The organism is Bdellovibrio bacteriovorus HD100, from assembly GCF_000196175.1.
Classification (GTDB): domain Bacteria; phylum Bdellovibrionota; class Bdellovibrionia; order Bdellovibrionales; family Bdellovibrionaceae; genus Bdellovibrio; species Bdellovibrio bacteriovorus.
The window spans coordinates 2,041,689-2,063,698 of sequence record NC_005363.1; the positions used below are offsets into that span (position 1 = coordinate 2,041,689).

At 50.4% G+C, this 22,010-nt stretch carries 23 protein-coding genes; 15 read left to right on the forward strand and 8 right to left on the reverse strand.

All coding sequences use genetic code 11. The features are described from left to right. Window positions 1-3: 3 nt before the first annotated feature. The gene (locus BD_RS09750) at window positions 4-300 is read right to left on the reverse strand and encodes a hypothetical protein (protein ID WP_050792915.1); all 297 of its coding nucleotides are present in this window, start codon (window positions 298-300) and stop codon (window positions 4-6) included. Window positions 301-525: 225 nt separating this feature from the next. Here BD_RS09750 and BD_RS09755 point away from each other — a divergent pair, with 225 nt between their 5' ends. Further along, complete coding sequence (locus BD_RS09755; RefSeq protein ID WP_011164577.1) at window positions 526-1,641, forward strand: calcium:proton antiporter; 1,116 nt, start codon at window positions 526-528, stop codon at window positions 1,639-1,641. A gap of 9 nt (window positions 1,642-1,650) precedes the next feature. Then, complete coding sequence (locus BD_RS09760) at window positions 1,651-1,857, forward strand: SlyX family protein (protein ID WP_011164578.1); 207 nt, start codon at window positions 1,651-1,653, stop codon at window positions 1,855-1,857. Here BD_RS09760 and BD_RS09765 read toward each other — a convergent pair. Genes BD_RS09765 through BD_RS09775 form a run of 3 tightly spaced genes read right to left on the reverse strand, consistent with a single transcriptional unit; the run spans window position 1,854 to window position 3,469 of the window. Further along, window positions 1,854-2,351 carry a hypothetical protein gene (locus BD_RS09765; protein WP_041583548.1) on the reverse strand — a complete coding sequence of 166 codons (498 nt, stop codon included), beginning with the start codon at window positions 2,349-2,351 and terminating at the stop codon, window positions 1,854-1,856. The genes BD_RS09760 and BD_RS09765 overlap by 4 nt on opposite strands. Window positions 2,352-2,387: 36 nt before the next feature. Further along, window positions 2,388-2,828: a ribonuclease H family protein gene (locus tag BD_RS09770; RefSeq protein ID WP_226988150.1), complete on the reverse strand. Its 441-nt coding sequence runs from the start codon at window positions 2,826-2,828 to the stop codon at window positions 2,388-2,390. Between the two features lie 26 nt (window positions 2,829-2,854). Further along, window positions 2,855-3,469 carry a response regulator transcription factor gene (locus BD_RS09775; RefSeq protein ID WP_011164581.1) on the reverse strand — a complete coding sequence of 205 codons (615 nt, stop codon included), beginning with the start codon at window positions 3,467-3,469 and terminating at the stop codon, window positions 2,855-2,857. Window positions 3,470-3,608: 139 nt separating this feature from the next. Between BD_RS09775 and BD_RS09780 the strand changes: the two genes are divergently transcribed. The 5 genes from BD_RS09780 (at window position 3,609) to lon (ending at window position 8,843) form a co-directional block, all read left to right on the forward strand. After that, complete coding sequence (locus BD_RS09780; RefSeq protein WP_011164582.1) at window positions 3,609-4,496, forward strand: 3'-5' exonuclease; 888 nt, start codon at window positions 3,609-3,611, stop codon at window positions 4,494-4,496. Between the two features lie 155 nt (window positions 4,497-4,651). After that, a complete protein-coding gene (locus BD_RS09785) occupies window positions 4,652-5,599 on the forward strand; it encodes a histidine kinase dimerization/phospho-acceptor domain-containing protein (RefSeq protein WP_011164583.1) in 948 nt (315 codons plus the stop codon). A gap of 31 nt (window positions 5,600-5,630) precedes the next feature. Further along, window positions 5,631-5,993: a sensor histidine kinase gene (locus BD_RS09790; RefSeq protein WP_157865690.1), complete on the forward strand. Its 363-nt coding sequence runs from the start codon at window positions 5,631-5,633 to the stop codon at window positions 5,991-5,993. Beyond that, window positions 5,990-6,397 carry a response regulator gene (locus BD_RS09795; RefSeq protein ID WP_011164585.1) on the forward strand — a complete coding sequence of 136 codons (408 nt, stop codon included), beginning with the start codon at window positions 5,990-5,992 and terminating at the stop codon, window positions 6,395-6,397. Before BD_RS09790 ends, BD_RS09795 begins: the two co-directional genes overlap by 4 nt. A 64-nt stretch (window positions 6,398-6,461) precedes the next feature. Next, the gene (lon, locus tag BD_RS09800; RefSeq protein WP_011164586.1) at window positions 6,462-8,843 is read left to right on the forward strand and encodes an endopeptidase La; all 2,382 of its coding nucleotides are present in this window, start codon (window positions 6,462-6,464) and stop codon (window positions 8,841-8,843) included. Here lon and BD_RS09805 read toward each other — a convergent pair. Beyond that, window positions 8,818-10,614 (reverse strand): SLC13 family permease, encoded by a 1,797-nt coding sequence (locus BD_RS09805; RefSeq protein ID WP_041583549.1) that lies wholly within the window; start codon window positions 10,612-10,614, stop codon window positions 8,818-8,820. The two genes, lon and BD_RS09805, sit on opposite strands and share 26 nt — an antisense overlap. Before the next feature lie 221 nt (window positions 10,615-10,835). Here BD_RS09805 and BD_RS09810 point away from each other — a divergent pair, with 221 nt between their 5' ends. The 4 genes from BD_RS09810 to BD_RS09825 all read left to right on the forward strand — a co-directional run bounded on the left by BD_RS09810 (window position 10,836) and on the right by BD_RS09825 (window position 13,721). Next, window positions 10,836-11,501: a PilZ domain-containing protein gene (locus tag BD_RS09810; protein WP_011164588.1), complete on the forward strand. Its 666-nt coding sequence runs from the start codon at window positions 10,836-10,838 to the stop codon at window positions 11,499-11,501. A 77-nt stretch (window positions 11,502-11,578) separates the two neighbouring features. Continuing rightward, window positions 11,579-11,908, forward strand: a complete 330-nt coding sequence (locus BD_RS09815) for a hypothetical protein (RefSeq protein WP_011164589.1) — start codon at window positions 11,579-11,581, stop codon at window positions 11,906-11,908. A gap of 1 nt (window position 11,909) precedes the next feature. Next, window positions 11,910-12,677 (forward strand): nitroreductase family protein, encoded by a 768-nt coding sequence (locus BD_RS09820; RefSeq protein WP_011164590.1) that lies wholly within the window; start codon window positions 11,910-11,912, stop codon window positions 12,675-12,677. 6 nt (window positions 12,678-12,683) lie between these two features. Then, window positions 12,684-13,721 (forward strand): AI-2E family transporter, encoded by a 1,038-nt coding sequence (locus tag BD_RS09825; RefSeq protein WP_011164591.1) that lies wholly within the window; start codon window positions 12,684-12,686, stop codon window positions 13,719-13,721. A 61-nt stretch (window positions 13,722-13,782) separates the two neighbouring features. On the opposite strand, the gene BD_RS09830 is transcribed toward BD_RS09825, so the two are convergent. Beyond that, entirely contained in the window at window positions 13,783-15,399 is a 1,617-nt protein-coding gene (locus tag BD_RS09830; protein WP_041583550.1) for a fumarate hydratase, read from the reverse strand. A gap of 472 nt (window positions 15,400-15,871) precedes the next feature. Between BD_RS09830 and BD_RS09835 the strand changes: the two genes are divergently transcribed. Further along, complete coding sequence (locus BD_RS09835) at window positions 15,872-17,413, forward strand: MFS transporter (RefSeq protein WP_011164593.1); 1,542 nt, start codon at window positions 15,872-15,874, stop codon at window positions 17,411-17,413. 152 nt (window positions 17,414-17,565) lie between these two features. Beyond that, window positions 17,566-18,537: a universal stress protein gene (locus BD_RS09840; RefSeq protein ID WP_011164594.1), complete on the forward strand. Its 972-nt coding sequence runs from the start codon at window positions 17,566-17,568 to the stop codon at window positions 18,535-18,537. Here BD_RS09840 and BD_RS09845 read toward each other — a convergent pair. Continuing rightward, on the reverse strand, window positions 18,534-19,049 hold the full coding sequence (locus BD_RS09845; protein WP_144313843.1) for a response regulator transcription factor: 516 nt from the start codon (window positions 19,047-19,049) through the stop codon (window positions 18,534-18,536). The genes BD_RS09840 and BD_RS09845 overlap by 4 nt on opposite strands. Before the next feature lie 605 nt (window positions 19,050-19,654). Here BD_RS09845 and BD_RS09855 point away from each other — a divergent pair. Then, on the forward strand, window positions 19,655-20,281 hold the full coding sequence (locus tag BD_RS09855; protein WP_011164596.1) for a TetR/AcrR family transcriptional regulator: 627 nt from the start codon (window positions 19,655-19,657) through the stop codon (window positions 20,279-20,281). A 61-nt stretch (window positions 20,282-20,342) separates the two neighbouring features. Further along, window positions 20,343-21,341 carry an NAD(P)H-dependent flavin oxidoreductase gene (locus BD_RS09860; RefSeq protein ID WP_011164597.1) on the forward strand — a complete coding sequence of 333 codons (999 nt, stop codon included), beginning with the start codon at window positions 20,343-20,345 and terminating at the stop codon, window positions 21,339-21,341. Here BD_RS09860 and BD_RS09865 read toward each other — a convergent pair. Continuing rightward, window positions 21,327-21,806 (reverse strand): DUF4442 domain-containing protein, encoded by a 480-nt coding sequence (locus BD_RS09865; RefSeq protein ID WP_226988152.1) that lies wholly within the window; start codon window positions 21,804-21,806, stop codon window positions 21,327-21,329. The genes BD_RS09860 and BD_RS09865 overlap by 15 nt on opposite strands. Window positions 21,807-22,010: the final 204 nt, after the last annotated feature.

Below are 22,010 nucleotides of genomic sequence, written 5' to 3' on the forward strand. Positions count from 1 at the left end.
TGCCTAGTTTCTGGCGCGTCTCCATAAAACATGATTCAACAGCTTGAAACGCTCCACGACACCTTGGCTTTCTAGACATTGCAAGGCCACCTCAGTGATTTGAATGGACTCTTGCTGGGCCCCCCAGCGGATCCAATACATATGAACGCCTTCAAGGGTGTCTGCTGCCTGGGGATTGCGCTGAAGGGTCTGAGTGATTTCACTCATTGGAAAACGCAGCATGCTGTGACTGCAATCCACGGCCATTGCGTTTCCCGCAAACCCAAAAAACACCACCAAAACCAAGAACATCTGCTTCATACAAACTCCTAAGTAAATGATTTCGTGGATTTCATGATTTTGGTCAATATCGTTTTCATTTTTTAGTAAATCTCTCACTATTTATCCAGCCTGGAGATATCTGCCTATCGTGTGGGCATTATTGTTCTCAAATAGTTAATTTCTTGGATTATTTTGGATTTATACTTGCGCTAAAGGACCCTCCCGTTCTAAGCCTTTTATTCAACCCTTCACAGGAGGACATCTATGATCGTGAGCGCAGCCCAATTCATCCGCAAAGGATTGGAACCCCAGCATTTGATTTCCTCGTTAAGTTTCGTGGTATTTCTGCTTTCCAGTGTTTTTGGTTCGGACAATCTGTGGATGTCCATCACCGCATCCGTGTTTCTGGGGGTGGCTGTGATGTCTTCCGTGCACCATGCCGAAGTCATTGCCCACAAAATCGGCGAAGGCCTGGGGACCCTGGTGCTGGCCCTTTGCGTGACGATCATTGAAGTCGGACTGATTGTGTCACTGATGAACCAGTCCACCGTCAGCGCAGATTCTGCCGTATTGGCTCGTGACACAGTGTTTGCGGCGGTGATGATTATCACCAACGGGATGGTGGCCCTGTGCCTGATTCTGGGGGGAATGAAGTACAAAGAGCAAGAGTTCCAGGTTCAAGGCTCAAAAAGTCTGATGGTCGTTTTAATGACCCTGGCCCTTTTGGTGTTCGTGCTTCCAAACTTCACCACCACAACTGCAGCAGGCACCTACAATCCCCCACAAATGATCTTCATCGGTATCATCTGCGTGGTCTTGTATCTTTTGTTTATTCTTTTCCAGACCACCACACACAAAACATACTTCGAGGCCGTGGACACCAAAAGTGATATTTCCCCGATTGAGTCCACCCATGAAATCACCAAGACCGATGCGTGGCTGAGTTTCATTTCCCTGTCTGTCAGCCTGATTGCGGTGATTGGTCTGGCGAAAATGATTTCACCTTTGATCGAACAGGGGGTGGATTATGTCGGGGCTCCGAAATCGATGGTGGGTCTTCTGATTGCGGGTATTGTGCTTTTGCCTGAGACCTGGGCCGCCATCAACGCCGCCCGTGCCAATCGTCTGCAAACAAGCTTGAATCTGGCGCTGGGTTCCGGTATCGCCAGTATTGCGCTGACGATCCCGACGGTGATCGCTTTCTGCCTGTACACAAACCAGACGCTGATGCTGGGTCTTGACCCTAAAAACATGGTCTTCCTGATCATGACTTTCATGGCGGGCACAATCACTCTGGGAACAGGCAAGGCCACCCTGCTTCAGGGCGCTGTTCACGGTGTAATTCTATTAACTTATTTTGTGATGTCCTTCATCCCTTGAGAGGCAATTATGAGCGAAGACAGATTCGTGGATATTGAAATCAAATTGACCCATCAGGAACAAAAACTGGAAGAGCTGAACCAGGTGCTTTATGAACAACAAAAGACCATCGACAAACTGGAGACCCTGCTGCAGGGCCTGACCAGTCGATTGAAAGAAGTTCTGGGATCAGAAGGTGACGAGATTCGCGGCAACGAAAAGCCGCCTCATTACTAAATATCTTTTTCAGAAGCCTGATAAAGCGGCAGAGCCGGAAGAACAACCCCCTGCTGCTTCAACAGCTCCGGATCACGCAGCTGGATTTTGATGGAATTAAATCCATGACGGTCGATAAAACGAATCACGGTTTCATCACCTTCAGCCTGCGCCCCGGACACAAACAGGTGCATATCAAACAGCGGGCGCACGGCTCTTAGACGCAAAACTCCGTCAGAGACATCCCAAAGCCCCTGCCCGTCGCCCAGCTTGTCCACTTGATAATAGAACTTGCCATTGGCGAAAAGCGCCATGCGCATTGGATATTCGGAACCGGTTTCAAGAAGCTTTACCTGATCCAGTTTCTCTGCGGCACTGGACATTTGGTCCGACTGATTCACAAAGCGGCCATAAAATTCCGCATCACGTTTATTTGCTGTCATGGAGCTCATCGGAGAACACGCCGCAAACAGAGTACACAAAGACAACGCCAGGAAGATTTTGAATTTAAGCATGAAATAATGATGACCTTCAGCAGGGTTCAAGTCAACTCAGGACCCAGACCGCGCCCGAACACAAAGCACGTCACATCGTTCGTTGTGCTTAATTCCTGAGTGCGCCTTCACCCATTTCCACTGAACCTTCCGCACGGTCAGCAACTGATCCAGCTGTTTCAGTTGATTCACCTGAGGAATCGGCTGACCGCGGGACTTCACCCAACCCAGCCCTTTCCATTCAGGGACCTTTTGCAGCGTTTCGATCAGGACACGTGAATCTGTGTAAAGCACAATGCGGGATTTTTCCGGCAAAGAAGACAGAGCTTCAATGGCTGCCTGAAACTCCATTTGGTTGCTGGTGGGTCTTGTCTGCACCCCGCTGGCTTCGCGAAGCACCCGATTACGACGGACAACCACATAAGCCCAGGCCCCCCGGCCGTTCTTAACGCTGCCATCTGTGTACACTTCAAAGCGCGGCAGAAAAAAACTGCGCACCTTAAGAAATAATGACTGAATTGATATTAGGATAAGCCCTGCTTTGTCACCCACATGGCGACTTCCACGGAAGTATTCACTCCCAACTTGGTCATGATATTGGTCTTGTGGGTTTTGATTGTCTGATCAGAACAACCCAGCACTTCGGCAATCTCTTTATTCGAGCGACCTGTGGCAATCATTCTTGCCACTTCGATTTCTCTTTTAGTCAGAACCTCGACACCGGCTTTATCGATAGCCTCGCGAATATTGGCAGAAAGAAAGCGCTCTCCTCTTTTCAGAGCCAGAAGCGCTTTGGGCACATCCTCAAGCAGAGATCCTTTGCTGACAATCGCCACCACCGGAGAGTTCCAGTAAGTTTTCAAAATGGCAGACTCCAAAGACTGCGTAAAAACCATCACACGAATGGAGGCATTAAACTTGCGGATAAAATCCAAAACTTCAAAACCGCTGGACCCCCGAAGAAGATGATCCAGCAAAACCACCGAAGGGTTTTCGGCTTGTATCATCTGCAGCGCGTGCGCCGCGTCCTCCGCCTCGCCCACCACCGTAAAAGCGTCAGAAAGACGCTCCACTTCAGTTTTTAAGCCAGCGCGGACTATCGGATGATCATCAATAATCAAAACTTTTTCCAAACTCATAATAAAATTGTTTACGCCCAGCCCAAAAAAGTCAATTCAGGGTCCCTCCGTTTTTCGCCGCATCGCTTCGCCACAGGTGCCCCGTGACAATTGGAATCAGCCCCTTCTAAGATAGGCGCGATTTTAAAGGAGTTGTCCCTTGGCATTTCGTTGGATCGGCAAATCAGCAGACGGTAAATCAGTTACTCTCAAACACCTTGAGGAGTGCAAACTAAACACCCCCCCTTATGCCACCACAAGCTGGGTTCGGGACAATGCCGACATCGTTCGTGTTGCCGCCATCCTGGATGTTGAAACCACAGGTCTAAACCAGACCGAGGACACCATAATCGAAATCGGTATTCGCCAGTTCCTTTTCAACAAAAACTCGGGCGAAGTCCTGGCCGTCACCAAGTCTTACTCCAGCTTCCAGGACCCGGGCAAACCCATCAGCCCCGAAATTCAGGCCCTGACCGGGATCACCGATGAAATGGTCGCGGGCAAGCAGATCGACTGGACTGCCGTGGATGCTCTTTTAAATGAATGCCAGTTGATCATCGCTCACAACGCGAAGTTTGACCGCCCGTTCATCGATCGCAGATCCAAAACATCCCCTGAACGTGTGTGGGCTTGTTCGTTTAAACAGGTTGAATGGTCCGACAAAGGATTCACCAGCCCAAAGCTGGAACTTTTGAATATCTACCACGGATTCTTTACAGATTCCCACCGGGCGATCAACGACGTGGACGCTCTGCTTTACTTGTTAAGCCTTCCTGATGCTGAAACCCAGAAGCCTTATCTTTTTGAACTGATCAGCAATGCCCGTCGTCCCATGACTCATGTCATTGCGACATCCGCGCCGTTTGAATCCAAAGACCACCTGAAGGGTCGCGGCTACAACTGGGACAGCATCAATCGTTTCTGGTCCAAGATCATTTTCAAAGACGAAGTCGCGGACGAAACCAAATGGCTGGAAGAGACCGTGTATTGTGGCCCCTTCGGCGGCATGACCCGCGACATTGCCCTGGTGGATGGGTTTAAAAGTTAGCTAGCGCCAAAGATCGCGGGACGAACGTGTGAAACCTTAGCGCAAAGAGCGTACTGTCCGTAAATCCGGAAAAGATCATGACTTTTAACAAGCGTGCAGACCAAAACGATCTTTCCCATACCAGAGTGATAAAATAGTGAAGCTGGGGGCCAGCTATGGAAAACAACACACTTCAATCTTTGGAGGTCATCAAGGACATCTACAATGTCGATCAGTTGCTTTCCGGTAAAGAGTACATCCGCGAGCTTGTGCACCGACTTGCTTCTGCCCTCGACGTGAAATACGTGATGGTGGGCCATGCCATTGAACCCGAGCGCAAAGCCATCCAGACCGACTTTTTGTGGGCGAATCAGGGATTTGCTGACAATGTCGTCTATAGCCTGGAAGACACCCCTTGCACCCAGGTTCTTTGTGGAACCCGAGTTGCCTGCTTCACTACGAATGTCCAACAAATGTTCCCGAAAGATCAAATGCTGAGGGATATGAATGTACAGTCCTATCTGGGAGCCCCTTTTTTACACACCGACGGGCGTCTGATTGGCTTGCTGGTCATTATGGACGACAAACCGTTTAAGAACTTGGAGTTACAAACGGCCATCGTCGAATTCTTCGCCGCACGCATCAGCACCGAATACCGCCGGTTGACCGCAGAGGATTCCTTAAAAAGAATCAACGAAAGTCTTGAGCGACTGGTCAACGAACGAACCAGTGAGCTGCAAAAGGCCTTTGCCTCGTTACAAGCGACCCAAAAACAACTGATCTCCCAGGAAAAGCTTGCGACCATCGGACGAATCACCTTCGGTATAGCCCACGAACTGAAAAACCCACTGAACATCATCATCAATGCCTCTGAACTTCTTCTGGATGACGACTTGGATAAAGAATCCCATACGCGCGCAGTTGAAATGATCCAGCACCACAGTGTGCGCGCCAGCGAAATCATCACCAACATGCTAAGACAGGCGCGGCAGGACACCAGTCAAGAACCAGAATGGGTTAACTTTTCAGTTCTGGTGGAGCGGGCATTGGATATGTTCTTGCGCTCGATCACTGACATTGACCTGAAAACCGCACTGGTAAAAAAAAATAAAAATCGAACCTGATATACAGGCACGCCTTGTGGACGCCCCGGCCATGGAAAGGGTCTTTATCAACATTATCGACAACGCCCTATATGCCCTGAATGAAAAATTTCAGAAAAACCGCGCCACCTTTATTCCAGAACTGCAAGTCGAGCTTCTGCCAGGCAAGACGTTGTGCCGCCTTTCGGTTCGCGACAATGGCACCGGCATCCCGCAAAACCACCTGCCCAACGTCTGTGATGAATTTTACACCACAAAACCTCCGGGTGAAGGCACCGGCCTGGGACTTTGGATAGCCAAACAAAATGTTGAAAAAAACCGCGGTTCATTCCGTATTCTGAGCAAAGAAAACGAGTTCACCCAAATCACGATAGAGCTTCCCAGCGCCCCCCGCACTGTGGAGGTCAGTTTATGAATGCTCCAGCACCTCTGGATGTCGTTGTGGTCGATGATGAAAGCAGCGTCGGCGCTTTGTGCGAAATGAAGTTCAGAAAACCGATTGAAAAAGGAAACATTCGCTTTCACTTTTTCGAAGACGCCCAATCCTGCCTGAACTATCTGGAAAACTCCCAAAGAAATCCGGGCTCCGAAGTTTTATTTACTGACATTAATATGCCGAATGTGTCCGGCTTTGAACTGCTTACCAAGGTCAAGCAACGGTTCCCGGATATTGATGTCTATATGATGAGCGCCTATGACGACGAACTCAGCATTAGAAAATCCCTCAACCTTGGAGCGCAGGGCTATATTACGAAGCCTGTAAACTATAAAGAACTCATATCCCGTATCGAAAAAGAATATGGAGTCACCCTGGCTTGACGTTTTTCAGATCGTGCTCATCTTAAAGCTAGCCCCCAAATTATGGGGAGAAATGAGGTCACACGTGTCATACGTCTCTGGTTACGTCCCAGTCATTCCTCTGAAGAATTCCGTACTGTTTCCTGACATCAGTATGCCTTTAAGAATCGGACGTGAAAAAAGTATAGCCGCTTTACAAAAAGCCCTGCGCGACAATCACTGGGTGATATTGCTGACGCAGAAGAACCCCAATGCGTCAGTGGATAAAATAGAAGACCTGTATCAGGTCGGAACTCTGGCGAAAGTCGAATCATTCCGCATGGAGGAAGACGGAAGTTACAATATTTTCGTAAAAGCCCACCAGCGCGTTCGCCTGATTCACAGCCGGGATTCTGAAGGCCACATCGAAGCTCAAACCGAAGCCCTGGAGGACTCCGGACGTCTGGATAAAAAGACTGAAGAAGCCCTACTTTCCTCTTTGCGCCAACTCAGCGATGACCTCTTGGACCTTCTGCCCGGGAACACAAGGCAGATCCGTGAGATGATTGCTGAAATTGAAGATCTGCAGACACTCGTAAACATGTGTGCCGCCTATGCAGACATCAATATATCGGACAAACAGGAAATTCTGGAAATTCCACTGTTGAAGGACCGTGCCCTGAAGCTTTTGGACCGCCTGCAGGAATTGAAAGAGCGCCTGAAAATCCAGCGCGGCATCCGCGACAAACTGCAGGAAAGCTTCCAGCAGAACCAAAAAGAAAGCATTCTGCGGGAACAAATGCGCGTGATCCGTGAAGAACTGGGTGACCACGAAGGCGAGGACCTTTTCGCCAAATTCAAAGACAAAATAGACAAAGCAGGAATGCCACCGGAGGCTTTGGAACTTGCCAAGAACCAGTTGCGCCGCCTGGAAACCTCCAACTCGGCGTCACCGGAATATCAGATGATACGCACGCATCTGGAACTGATGACAAGCCTTCCCTGGAACCAGTCGTCAGCACAGCAGGACATCGATCTTGAAGCCGCTGAACGCGTGCTGAATGAGGACCACTATGGTCTGGAGAAAATCAAAAAAAGAATTCTGCAGCATCTGGCAGTCATGAAGCTGCGCAAGTCGCAGCAAGGATCCATTTTGATGTTTATCGGACCTCCGGGCGTGGGTAAAACATCTTTAGGAAAAAGTATCGCCCGTGCCTTGGGTAAAAAATATGTTCGTGTGGCCCTGGGAGGCGTGCGCGATGACGCGGAAATTCGCGGGCATCGTCGCACCTATATCGGTGCCCTGCCAGGACGAATCATAGCCGGAATCAAAAAAGCCGGCGAAAATGATCCGGTCTTTATTCTGGATGAAATCGACAAACTGACCCGGGGCTTCGGCGGTGATCCGGCCAGTGCGATGCTGGAGGTTCTGGACCCAGAACAAAACAACACGTTCCAGGATCACTATCTGGACACACCGTTTGACTTGTCGAAGGTCTTCTTCATTGCGACAGCGAACTCGTTGGAGGGCATACCTCTGCCGCTGCTGGATCGCATGGAAGTGATAGATCTGAGCGGTTACACCGTCGACGAAAAACGCCAGATCGCACGCAGCCATCTGTGGCCGAAGCAGTTGAAAGAACACGGCTTGGAAGAAAATCAGCTGCAGATCACCGACCAGGCACTGACCAAACTTCTGACCCACTACACCCGCGAAGCCGGTGTGCGTGATTTACAAAGAAAAATCGCCAGCATCTGCAAGCACATGAGTCTGAAAATCATCAAATCCGAAGGCCTGCCGCTGCTGGTTGAGGAACAGGATCTGGAGGACATCTTCGGAGCCGAAAGATTCTCGGCCGATATGATTGGCAGCCTGCTGCCACCTGGAGTGGTGACGGGACTTGCCTGGACACCTGTGGGTGGCGATATTCTGTTTATCGAGTCCGCTCAGATGCCCGGCAAAGGCAATCTGCTGCTGACTGGTCAACTGGGTGAGGTCATGCAGGAGTCCGCCAAGATTGCGCTGACCCTGCTGAAGTCGCGCCTGCCTCTGCTGGATCCGTTACTGGACTTCGCCAAGAAAGACATTCACGTGCACGTCCCTGCCGGAGCTATACCGAAAGACGGGCCTTCCGCCGGAATCACCATGCTGACGTCAATGGCATCCATGCTGCTGAACAAGCCGGTGGATCCGAAGGTGGCCATGACCGGAGAGATCTCTTTACGAGGCAGTGTCATGCCCGTGGGCGGGATCAAGGAAAAGGTCATTGCCGCACACCGGGCCGGTGTGCAGGAAATTCTTCTTTGCAAAAGAAACGAAAAAGATCTGAGAGAGATCCCCGAGGACATTCGCAAAGACCTGCGCTTCCACTTCGTTGAGGATGTGAATGAGGTTCTGAAGATCACGTTGGGTGTCAATGTGCCCAAATGGGATCAGGTGCAGCTGCCTCCGCCATCCCCGCTTAGTTCCACAGATGCAGGGACATAAAACTGGTAACCACCGCAATCAGGGCCGTGAGCGGAAGACCGATTTTCAGAAAATCGACGAAGCGGTAGTTCCCCGGCCCCAAGATCAGTAAATTCCCATGGTGCCCGATCGGAGTCAGGAAAGACGCAACGGCTCCGACGGTCACACAAACCACCGCCGCTGTTGGAGAAACACCGGCGTTTTTTGCAAATACAATCGCAATGGGCGCAATCAGAACGGTGGTTGCAGCGTCGGACAAAATCTGGGTCAACAGGCCGGCTGCCACGAAGAAGGTCATCATAATAACCCAAGGGTCCCAATGCGCAATCAAACGCGCCAGACTTTCGGCAGACAAGGTGGCCAGACCTGTTTTTTCCATGGCGATCCCCAAGGGGATGACCCCTGCGATCATCACAAAAATCTTCACTTCGATGGATTCATAAGCCTGGCGCACGGAAAGACATTTACTGAGAACCATCGCCACAGCCCCCATCATGAACGCAATATGCGGAGGCAGAGTTTCAGTCGCGGCCACCAGGACCGACGTCACCATGATAAGAGCCGCGGTCTTGGCCTTGACCCGTTTTTTAGGCCGCACATTCATCGGGAACAACATCAGAATCTGACTGTACTTGGCATTGATTTCATCCAACTGATGTTCATGTCCCCAAAGAATGACCAGATCCCCTTCACGCAGACGCACCTGAGAAAGCTCGTGATACAACCACCCCCCACGACGCCAAAGACCGATTACAATCACCCCCATGGTGCGCACGAAATCGATTTCACCCACACTTTTCCCGACCAAAGAGGACTGCGGAAGAACCAAAGCCTGCACAATCATGGGTTCGGCCGTTTTGCTGCGCTCGTCTTCGCTGCCGACAATTTCTTCTCCGTACTTTTTCACCGTTCTTAATGCCAGGCCCATTTTTTCATCCATGGAAGCCAGCTCATCCGGCGAGGTTTTGACCAGGAGCACATCATGCTCCTGCAGTTGCACTTCCGCTTCCAAGGTTGAAATCCGGGCCCCGTTTCTTTTTAGGCCGACAACCTCAAAGAGCTTTTCTGTTTCTTTCTGAAACTGCGGCAGGGCCATACCTGCCCAACGTGAGCCCTGGGGGACCACCAGCTCCGTGAATAGCTCATCAATACGAAATTTTTCATCCTGCTGATCTCGCCCCGACGTCTTTGGCAAAACCCAAAGCAAAAGCAGAATCAACACAAAACCGACCCCAACCAGAACGGCTCCCAAAGGGGTCACGGAAAAGAGGCGCAGTGCGGGTTCGCCAGAATGTTTTAGCACGTTGTTAGCCAGCAAAAAGGCCGGCGCACCAATCAAGGTCAACGTCGTTCCCAGCGAGGCCGCCGTGGCCATGGGAATCAGCAGCCGGGACGAAGGCAGGTTTTGCTCACGGCACAGTCGCATCACTATGGGAAGCATCATGGCCGTGACCATTAAATGATGAGTAACCGCAGACAGCGCCGCCACCGTCGTCATGATTACGAGATTGGCCGTCCACTGATTCTTTCCCGCAACCCGGCTAACAGCATTGCCAATGGCATCGGTAAGGCCTGTAGCCGAAAGACCCGCTGAAAGGACGAACACGGCAACCACAATCAGGGCTGGCTCGCTGGAAAAGCCGGCAAAGGCGTCTTTGGGATCCAAAATGCGGGTCACCGCCAAAGACAGGATGATTAAGAGTGCCGTCATATCCACACCCAGCTTTTCACTGACAAATAAATACAGCGCCAAAGCCAGAATGATTAAAAACATGATTTGATGCAAATCCATCCAGAGATTATGGTCCCGACCCTGGCCAAATCCAAATTTCAACTGGGCAAGGTCACTCTTCCGCCCTTTTCGCAGGTGTCTCATTCTGAGAAACAGAAACTTAACACTGTCAGTAATTCATAGACACCTGTTCAGGCACTTCGTCTGAAACTCGATCTGCGCGGCTCTGGGCATTGGCTTCATGCTTGCTTCTGGGTATCTGCACAAGGGGGCACTTTAGAATGATGAACACACAAATCTATATCACCGGTACCAACCGCATTCCTGCACAACTGAAAAACGAAAAGAGTTTTGATTGCACACTGATCGACAACCCTTACTCTTTACGACCGGCACTGCAAAACAGCGACGCCGAAAAGATCATTGTCGTATTTTTGCCGTTTTTGGAGGTCCGGCACTTTGACCTGTACAGCTATCTGCAAAAGACCACCCGCAATGTGAAGACCTTCTTTGTGGTGAACGAGCTTTCCAGTTCAATGAAAATCCGCCTGAAGTCCCGCAATGATTTTGTCGTGTTGTGGAAAACCGAAGAAGCCAATCTGCTGAAAGACATCCAGGCCCACCTCAGCGGTCGCCAGTTGGAACTTCGCCAGGACAAGCGCGAAATGCAGGAAAGCAGGGCCATGGTCAGCCCTTCCCTGCTGCCCCTGGGAATAGAAAACCGCGGTTTTCAACCCATCATGGGAGGTGCCTTTGAGAACATTTCGCTTAACGGCTCTTGCCTTAAAATTAAGGCTCCATTCTATACGAAAAAAGACTTTGTCAACCTCACCTACCAAAACAAAGAAGGTGAATATGTCAGCGTCGAGGGACAGGTCCGCTGGTCGCGGTGGAACGAGACTGAGCAAGCTCAGGAACTGGGCGTTCAATTTCTGACCCAAGCCTGACACTGACGCTGTGCCTTGAAAGCACTGCCTGTTGCCTCCCCCTCTAAACTGTGCGTTGATTGAGAGGTGGAGGCCTTATGAAAACACTGATTCTTGCAGCAATTGCAATTCTTATGTCACAGTCAGTATTTGCCAAAACCATCCAGGTCACAGGCCGTGGATCGGAGTATTCTTATTGTAATGCCAACAGCGGCAGTTTCTGTTTCAACAGCATTAAGCAGCGCTCTGAAAATGAAGCCGAACGAGACGCCCGCTGGACTTGCGAGATGACCCATCGCGGACGTTCACTCACCTACACCACTTTCACCAACACTTTCTGCAACCCCAACTATCTGCCACCGCGCCACGATGGAACCTGGATCAGTTGTCGCAGTGATGCACGCATGCAGTGCGAGGTTCAAAACTAAAATGTCCGACAACATTTTCAGCAAAGCTCCTGACATTTTGTATTCCGAACCCGCGGTGGAATGTGACTTTGGTGAATTCACCAAAGTCATCGAAAGCCGACGTTCTGTGCGCCACTATACCAATGAACCGATTCCCGACGCTGTCGTCGAAGAATGCCTGCGCCTGGGGTTGCTGGCGCCGAACTCATCCAACCTGCAACCGTGGGAGTTCTACTGGGTAAAAAGCCCGGACAAACTTCAGCGTTTGAAAGAGTATTGTCTGAACCAGCCCGCCGCCCGCACGGCTCCAACTTTGATTGTCTGCGTAGCCCGTCCGGATCTGTGGCAGCGCGGTCAGAAGATCAACCAGATTTATTTTTCCAACCGACAGGACACACCAAAGAGTGTTCATGCCTACTATAACAAACTGGTGCCTTTTGTTTACGGCAATGGTCCCCTGAACATACTGGCCCCGTTTAAAAGCCTGGCGGTTTTTTTCCTGGGGATGTTTCGTGTGATCCCGCGCGGCCCTTTCGGTCGCAGCGGAAATCTTTTGTGGGCGACAAAAACCACCGCTTTGGCCTGTGAAAACCTGATGCTGGCTTTCCGCGCGGCCGGATATGACAGTTGTCCGATGGAGGGTTTTGACGAGGTCCGGGTAAAAAAACTGCTGAATCTGCCTTCGGGCGCCGCTGTCACAATGATCATCAGTGCCGGAAAAAGATCAGAAAAAGGCATCTATGCCGAACGCATTCGCGGCAGCCAGGATTTATTTATCAAGAAAGTGTAGGACGTCATGCTGAATTCCTTTAAAGACAAACCCCAAGCTGTGCACTGGTTCTTTCTGATTCTGCTGTTGGCAGCGTTTCTATTCATCAACATTCCATTTTTAATGCCACTGACCCTGGCGGGGGTTTTTGCGCTGGGCCTGAATGACTGGATTGAAAAACTAAGCGCCAAAGGACGCCTGGGAAGAAAATCTTGGTCGCTGATTTTCATGCTGCTGGGAATGTGCTTGTTCCTTATCCCACTGTCTTTGGCCATTTACCGCATCGTGGTCTATGCCAGCCAGCCCAAGAACATCGAAACGGACCAGATCTTATCCCAGGCCCACAATCTGAAAAATTATGCGATAAACATGCTGCAAAAGCTTTCAGACTTTACCGGCACCGATCTGGCCGGACCTGCCCGTGAAGTGATGGAAAATGTTCTGCACAAAATCGGAAGCGGAGCTATTGAGTATTCCACACAGTTTCTGGGACAGCTTCCAGTCATTTTACTCATGATTTTTGTGTTCCTCATTTCAATGACTGTGATGCTGATGAAAGCACCTGGCATCAAGGAATTCACCCTGCGCTATAGCCCACTGAAAGCAGACACCACGGAAAAGCTGATCGTGATCACCAAAAAAAGCTGCTGGCTGACCCTGTTTTCAACTTTGGTGATTGGCCTGATTCAGGCAAGCCTTATTGGCGCCGGCAGTTTGATCTTTGGCGAGGGTGATTTCTGGCTGGTTCTGACAGTCACATTCTTTGTGTCTTTCATCCCCGTGATTGGTGCCGCACCGGTGGGTTATCTGCTGTGTGTGCTGGCCTTTATTGGTGATCGCACTGGAGCGGCCATTGGTCTTTTCATCGTCGCAACCATTGCCGGCAGCATCGACAATATCCTGAAGCCATTTTTCATCGGTGGTGATCAGGACATTTCGCCGGTCATTGGTTTTACCTGCGTGGTGGGCGCCATCATCATGATGGGTCTTCCGGGGTTGCTCATTGGCCCTGTAGTCATGAATCTTTTTGTCGGCATTTCACCGATCCTGCTGAAAGAAACTTAGACCCCTAAGAGCAGAGCCTGGCGGGGACGACGAGCCCCCCGCTGAGCTCCCAGTCTCGCTGTTAAAGTTTTCGGATAACGGACTTGAAGAAGTCATTTCCTTTGTCATCGACGATGATAAAGGCCGGGAAGTCTTTGACTTCGATCTTCCACACAGACTCCATACCCAGTTCCGGGAAATCCAGCACTTCAACTTTTGTGATGCACTCTTTGCCCAAACGGGCCGCCGGGCCGCCAATAGAGCCCAGATAGAAGCCACCGTACTGTTTGCAGGCTTCTGTGACCTGCGGGCTGCGGTTCCCCTTACCCAACATGATCATGGAGCCTCCCAGCGCCTGGAACGTCCCCACATACGGGTCCATTCGTTCACTGGTCGTCGGCCCGAAGGAGCCGGAAGCGTAGCCTTTTGGCGTCTTAGCCGGGCCCGCGTAATAGACTGCATAATCCTTAAAGTACTGAGGCACACCTTCGCCGCGATCGACTTTTTCTTTCAGTTTCGCATGAGCGATGTCGCGAGCCACGATCATGGGACCGCTTAACATCACCCGGGTCGCCACTTTTTGCTGGGAAAGAACCTTCAGCGTTTCCGCCATCGGTTTGTTCAGATCAATTTCAATTGCTTCGGCGCTGGCATCCTTCAGGTGATTTGGCAGGTACTGCTCTGGATGAAGCTCCAATTGTTCCAGGAAGATACCGTCGCGGGTGATCTTGCCTTTGATGTTACGATCCGCAGAACAGCTGACGCCCACACCAATCGGGCAACTTGCTCCGTGGCGAGGCAGTCGGATCACACGCACGTCGTGCACGAAGTACTTGCCACCGAACTGAGCACCGATGCCCGTTTCACGAGCCCACTGCTCGACTTGTTTTTCCATTTCAAGATCACGATAGGCCCGTCCGCCTTCGCTGCCTGTCGTCGGCAGACCATCCAGATAACCTGCAGATGCGTATTTCACGATCTTCAGCGTTTCTTCCGCCGACGTTCCACCCACGCAAAAAGCCAGGTGATAAGGAGGACAAGCCGCCGTGCCCAAAGAGTTCAGCGTTTCGCGCACAAACTTTTCAAAACCTTCCGGATTCAGAACCGCTTTGGTTTTTTGATACAGATAGGATTTATTCGCACTGCCGCCACCTTTAGCCAGGAACAGGAAGTTGTACTCTTCGCCCTGCTCGGAATAGATGTCGATCTGGGCTGGCAGATTGCTGCCGGTATTTTTTTCTTCAAAGAAAGAAATCGGCGCCATCTGAGAAAAGCGCAGATTGCGTTTTTGATAGGTGTTGTAAATCCCTTTGGACAGGAATTCCTTGTCATCAGCCCCGGTGAACACGCGCTCCCCTTTTTTGCCGACAACAATTGCAGTTCCCGTGTCCTGACAGGAAGGGAACTCCATCTGCGCCGCGATCACCGCATTGCGCAGCAGATCCACCGCCACAAAGCGGTCATTTGGTGAAGCTTCAGGGTCCTGAAGGATTCTTTCCAGTTTTTCCAGGTGCTTTGGGCGCAACAGGTGCGAAACATCGCTCAAGGCCTCTTGAGCGAGCAGTTCCAATGCTTCAGGTTCAACAATCAGAACCTCGCGCTCGCCGATTTTTTCCACGCGCACGTGATCGGAAGAGATCTTTTTATATTGAGTCGTATCTTTTTGCTTTTCATAGAGGGGGAAGTATTTAAATGACATGCAACTGAAAGTAGCATTGCGTCGTGTTCGCGCGCAACCCTCGGTAGGCTGTGTTAGGTGGGCTATTTGGGTGGGACTTTGTGAGCCGCGATTGCGGCGGTTTTCTTGGGACCGGGTCTCTCTTCGCTGGAGAGTGGTCAGGAACCTACCGAGGTTAGAAGGCTTCGTTTGTGACGTCTCCTTCTGAAACACAACATATCGCCCTGGACCTATAAGCACAAAGTCATAATTTTTACCGATTCCATAAGTTTTGCTTATGGATAAATCAGGGGTCCGATTAAACAGATTTGAGGATATTGATCATGAACTTTTTGCAGCGTATCACAGAGAGGGAGAAATAAAACCCCTCTCTGGAACCAGTTTCCGGGCTCCCTAACACAATCTTGAAATAACTTCGGGGCTCCCGGCGGCTCTTTAGATTGCAAAGTGGCTGATTTTCCTTTAGCTTCCTCGAAATTTTACCGGAGGTTCCATGGCATTATTACTGGTCAGCGCCTGTCTGTTCGCGGTTATCTTCTTGTACTTCAAGAACAACCCGCTGGGACATTCACGCAAGTTCATGATTCGTCGTTTCGTTAACTGGTTCCCTCTGGGTATGACATATGCATTCTTGTATATGGGCCGATACAATCTGAACGTTTCCAAAAACGCCCTGGGCGACATGATGACCAAGGAGCAGTTCGGTATCATCTTCGCGGCCGGCACGATCACTTACGGTCTTTCTTTCCTTCTGAATGGACCGATCGTTGATAAAATCGGCGGAAAAAAAGGGATCATCATTGCGGCCCTGGGCTCATCCATCATGAATCTTTTGATGGCCGGTGCAACGTACCTGTACATGATGGGCACACTGAAAACCAACATCGTGGTGGCATATTCAGTATTGTTCGCTCTGAACATGTTCTTCCAATCCTACGGTGCCGTTTCCATTATTAAGGTTAAAGCATACTGGTTCCACGTTCGTGAACGCGGTGTTTTTGGCGCGATCTTCGGTACTTTGATTTCCTTCGGGGTTTACTTTGCCTTCGACTGGGGTCAGGCGATTGTTGAAGCTTCCAAGCTGCAGTTGGGCCATGAACCTACAGCCTTCCAAAGCTTCATCCGTCACATCTTCGCGATCGACACGGGCGTGACTAATGCGACCTGGCTGGTGTTTGCCATCCCGGCCTTCCTGCTTCTGTGCTGGGCTTTGATCGACTTTGTTCTTTTGAAAGACTCCCCGGCTGAAGCCAACTTCGGCGATTTCGATACAGCTGACGCATCTTCTGACTACGACGATTCCAATGTTAAAATCACTATCGGCTTCATGCTGAAAAAGATCTTCACCAACCCGGTGATGATCACCATCGCCCTGGTGGACTTCACTTCTGGTGTTCTGCGCAACGGTATCATGCAATGGTATCTGGTGTTCGCCCACGAGATGAAAGACAAGGACGCGGTGTTCTTTGAAGGCTCTCAGTTCTTTATCAAAAACTGGGGTCTGTTGCTGTGCATGACCGGCATCTTCGGCGGTTTCATGGCCGGCATCATCTCTGACCGTATGTTCCAGTCCCGCCGTGGTCCTCCTGCGGCAATCAACAATTTCATCATGATCCTTTTGTTGATCGTGATGGCATTCAATCTGATGAGCAACCCGACGGTTGTGGGTATTGCCGCGATCATGATTACTCTGACAGTTATCGGCGTTCACTCTTTGATGTCCGGTACTGCAGCTGCTGACTTCGGTGGTAAGAAAATGACGGCAACGGCTTCCGGCATCGTGGATGGTTGCGTGTACCTGGGCTCTGGTATCCAGTCCCTGGCGATCGGTTACCTGTCTCACAAGAGCTGGTCTTACTGGCCGTTGTTCCTGATCCCCTTTGCGGTGATGGGTCTTCTTCTTTCCTTGCGCATGTGGAATGAACTTCCGAAAGCGACCAAGAAATACATCGAAGAGATCGAAAAAGCGGAAGAGAAAGCTCAGAAGCTGGGCACCACCACGGTGGGCAGCTCTGACCCGACTCCGACCACATAGGACCTTTCTGGTTCGAATTAAGAAGCCTGCCTCTCCCGGCAGGCTTTTTTCGTTTAAAACCCTGTTATTCGCCACATTGATTCCCGACAAGCTCTAAGCCGAGTTCTTTATTGCATCTATTCTTCGCGGCACAATAAAGACCGGGAGGTTCTATGAGAATCATCTGGGCTTTGGATGCTTTTGAAGACAACAAAGAACTCAACCAGCGCATGGCTGACTATCTGACCCATCTGCACCAGACGCTGCAGGCGGAAATTGAACCTTTGTACCTTTTGCGTGAAAACGAAATCGTGCTGCCCACCTACGAAGTCCCTGCCTGGGTCACAGATCACTCCAAAACTGCCGAATCGCTCTTTAAAGAAGTCCTGAGCGACTACAACCTTCCCTTCCTGTTAGAGCCTAAGGTCATCCCTCACGCCTCACAGTCGCACGCTGGGGCCGCAGAAACCCTGTCCCACTATGCCCTGCGCACCGGGACTGACTTGATTGTCGTCGGCAGCCATGGCCGCGAAGGCTTCCAGCGTTTTATTCTGGGAAGTTTTGCTGAAAGCCTGCTATTGCAAAGCGAAGTGCCTGTCTGCGTGGTGGGGGCGCACACCACAAAAACCCGCTCACCGAAAAACATCCTGTTCCCGACCGAGTTCGGTGAGCATTCCAAGGACAACTTCCGGCATGTTCTGGAACTGGCGAAAAATCTGAAATCCGGCGTGACTCTGCTGCATGCCATTGCACGCCCTATAGAAAGCCTTTTTGATCTGGACACGCGCCCGCGCATATACAACTTCAAAGGGCAGATGCTGACTCTGGATCAAATCATCGAACACACCATCGAAGAACAATCCCACCGCGCCCAGCACTGGGTCGACTGGGCCCACAAAGAAGGCGTGGAAGCGCAATTCATTATTGATAATTCATTCCGTGGTGTGGATGAACTGGTGATGGAAGCCATCGACAGCACCGAAGCGGATCTGGTGGTGATGGAAGCCCAGAGCGGGCCGATGAGCGCCGCCCTACTGGGAAGCTACACCCGCAACGTGGTCCGCAAAGCCCACTGTCCGGTGTACGTGCTGACCCGTCACTTCTATGACAAGAAAGAGGACCGCTTTGTCGAGCCGTCCCCTTAGTTGCGCACCTGGGACGGGCGCATGGATTCTGGAAGTTTCTTATAAATATTATTCAAATGAGTTTTCAAAGTCGCCTTTGAGATGAAAAGCTTCTCGGCGATGTTTGCGTTGGTCATACCCTGAAGCACCATCTGCATGATACGGATTTCACTTTTGGTCAGACCTTTTTCGCGGAAATAAACTTCCTGCTTCTGGAACTTTTCTTCACTCTCATCCAGAGGATAAAGCATGGTGGTGATCTTATCCCCGTCATTCACGATCAGGGCATCCACCTTGTGACCTTCAATTTCAGTGGCTTTGAAAAGTTTCATACCTTCGGAGATGGCGGAACACTCCTCAATCTTTTTATAAAGAGTCATGCACGTCTTGGTGCACTGCTCACCCAGCATATTGCCACAGGTGTTGATGCTGTTTTCATTCTGATAGAGAACTCGCTTGTCCTGATCTTTCACGCACAAACCCAGCTTTGTCCCCAGATTTGCAAAGTGCCTTAAATCATTCTGGCCGTCCACACGCCACCTCCGTCCATGCCATACTCGCCGAAAGCCGCCCTTCAAAACATGATGCCCATCATAGGATCCAAAATAATTAAAGACCCTCTCCGATTTACGAGTCCTACAAAGCTTACTAACACTCGTGACTTCACATACTTAGCACCCTTACCAATCGCCCGTATAAATGTGAGGTGAAGGCCCCACAGGGGCATTGCGCGCAGCGATGCACGCACCATCAGCTTGCAAAATATTGGATCCCCAAATGCCCTTTTGGGAATCATATTCTGCGAAATTCCATAGGAAGTCTTAAAAATTTCATTCACAAAGTCAGAATAAAAACTTAGAAACAGATCGCATAAAACACGTTTTTCAACATAAACATAACTAAAAGCTCTTATTTATACCGCTTTTTGATTACGATAGAGCAATACTTCTAATGTCTAGGGGTGTAGGATCAGAATAAGACGATAGTTTGAATTTTATGTTAAAGAGCGGTCAAGATGTACCTCTGGGGAGGACGTCGGTACCGCCAAATGATACTTGCTGAACTAGTATTGAATTACGAACCCTCTTGGCCGAATATGAACCTGAGCCAAGTTTATAACCTCAAAAAGGAGGAATTTATGGGTGCAGCTCCACAAACTCACACGAGTCCTGAAAAGAAGTACATGCTGAAAATCCCCGTCCAGAAACGCTCCAAAGAGACGGTGGCCAGCATTGTAGAATCCTGCGCACGCCTTCTGGTTCAAGAGCCCTACCACGCTATCACTACTGACAAGATCGCCGAGATGGCGGGCGTCAGCATCGGGTCCTTGTATCAGTTCTTTGCCAACAAAGAAGCCATTGTGGCTGCGGTGATCGACGATCTTCTGCAGAAAGATCTGGCATATATTGAAGAGAAGCTGGCTCATCTTCAAACGCCGGACCTGGACGCCAAGATCCACGCCTTCATCGACATTGGATTCACGCGCTTCCACGACAACCGCCCGCTCAGAACCGCCCTGCAAGGCGTTCAAGGAATGCTGGATTACTGGGAAACACGCCGTGTGTTCTTTGAACACTATCAAAAAGCGGTTTTGGCACATATGCCGGTTTACCAGGGACGCGATCGCGATATGATGGCCCTATTCGTCGTCAGCTGCTTTAACAACATCCTGCAATTGGGATTGTTGGGACCGCAAACTGTCGAACGCGAAGAAGCGATCAAAAAAGAAGTCTTCACTCTGTTCAGCAGATACCTGAAGCCTTAAGAAATTACTTGCGTCCTCCGAGCCTCCCCGTATTCTTTATGAAAGCAGGGAGGCTTTTTTTATGCTCAAAAAGATCAAAACCAGTTTCACCGACACCATGGGCATCAACTATCCCATCATCGCCGCCCCGATGTTTCTGGTCAGCAACACCGATATCGTCGTCGAAGCCAGCGAGGCCGGCGGAATCGGCACCTTCCCTGCCCTGAACTACCGCCCGATCGAACAATACGCTGAAGCTCTGAAAAACATCAAAAGCCGCACCAAGAAACCCATTGGCGTAAATGTCATTGTGAACAAAAGCAACACCCGCCAAGGCGAAGACATCAAAGTGGCTTTGGATCACGGCGTGGAAATGTTCATCACCTCCCTGGGAAGCCCCAAATCTGTGATCCAGGACGCCCACAAAAATGGCGCCAAGGTTTTTTGCGATGTCACGAATCTTGAGCACGCCCTGAAAGTTCAGGACATGGGCGCGGACGGCGTGATTGCTGTGGGCGCGGGCGCTGGCGGACACGCCGGACCGATTTCTCCGTTGGTTTTGATTCCGTGGTTGAAAACCCGACTGCAGATTCCCATCATCGCTGCCGGGGGGATCGCCCACGGCTCAATGATCTCAGCCTGCCTTGCACTGGGTGCTTCCGGCGTCAGCGTGGGAACACGATTCATCGCCAGTCGCGAAGCCCAGGTGGACCAGTCATATAAAGACGCCATCGTGAACTCGACACCAGAGGATATCGTGATGACCACACGAGTGTCCGGTACACCGGCTGCGGTGATCAACACCCCTTACGTGCAGAAAATGGGAACTGACCTGCCGTGGGCGATGAAAGTCCTGAAGGACTACAAACTGACAAAGAAATACATGGTGCCTTTGATTCATTTGATGGGAATGAAATCCCTTGAGGCAGCGGCCACCAAACCCACTTGGAAAACCGTGTGGACTGCCGGGCAGTCTGTGGGCCTGGTGGAGGAGATTCTGACGGTGAAAGAGATCTACGCCAAACTCATCAATGAGTATGACGAGAGCGTAAAAAGCCTTTCCCAGCTAGGTCTTGAGTGATCTGTTTCTGACTGAAAGCGTGAGCTCATAAGTCATGATGGGCTCTGTCTCGCTGACAGAAGGGACAATTGCATACCCTTTCATTTTTCTTTCGATGCGGTTCGGATTGGTTTTGGACTCTTCAATCAAAGAGTTCACCAGTTCGACTTCATCACAAATAAAGTGCACATCCCCATCGCCGCGCTTCAGATACTCGCCTTTAAAATCCTTGAAAACAAAGTCGATCTTCTGTTTGCTTTCCGAAATCGCAAACACGGCCGCTGCCGCAATGGAAAGCTCGGCGCCAATTCCCAACGCTCCAAAATACATCGAATTCAGATGATTCTTCGTGCGGTATCCCAGCGGGATTTTAATCACGAAGCGCTTTTTACCCGCTTCCACCACGCGTGGACTGACAAACAGAACCAAAGGAATTTTAAAAAGACCGTAAAGATGAACGAACAGTGTGTATTTGAGATTTTTCATATTCATGTCTTGATAGTAGGACTCACGCCCAGAGATGGACCAGCGTTTTTCACTGAAGCCTCGACCTTTTGACAAAACGCACCATCAGGAGTGTAATGAAATCAGACAGGAGCTCCGTGAATTTTCCCCTTCATGTTCTCATTCCCTCCTTCTCACGGACTCCTGCCCCGTTTATTGACCCCTTGACTATTCGCCTTTAAAGGA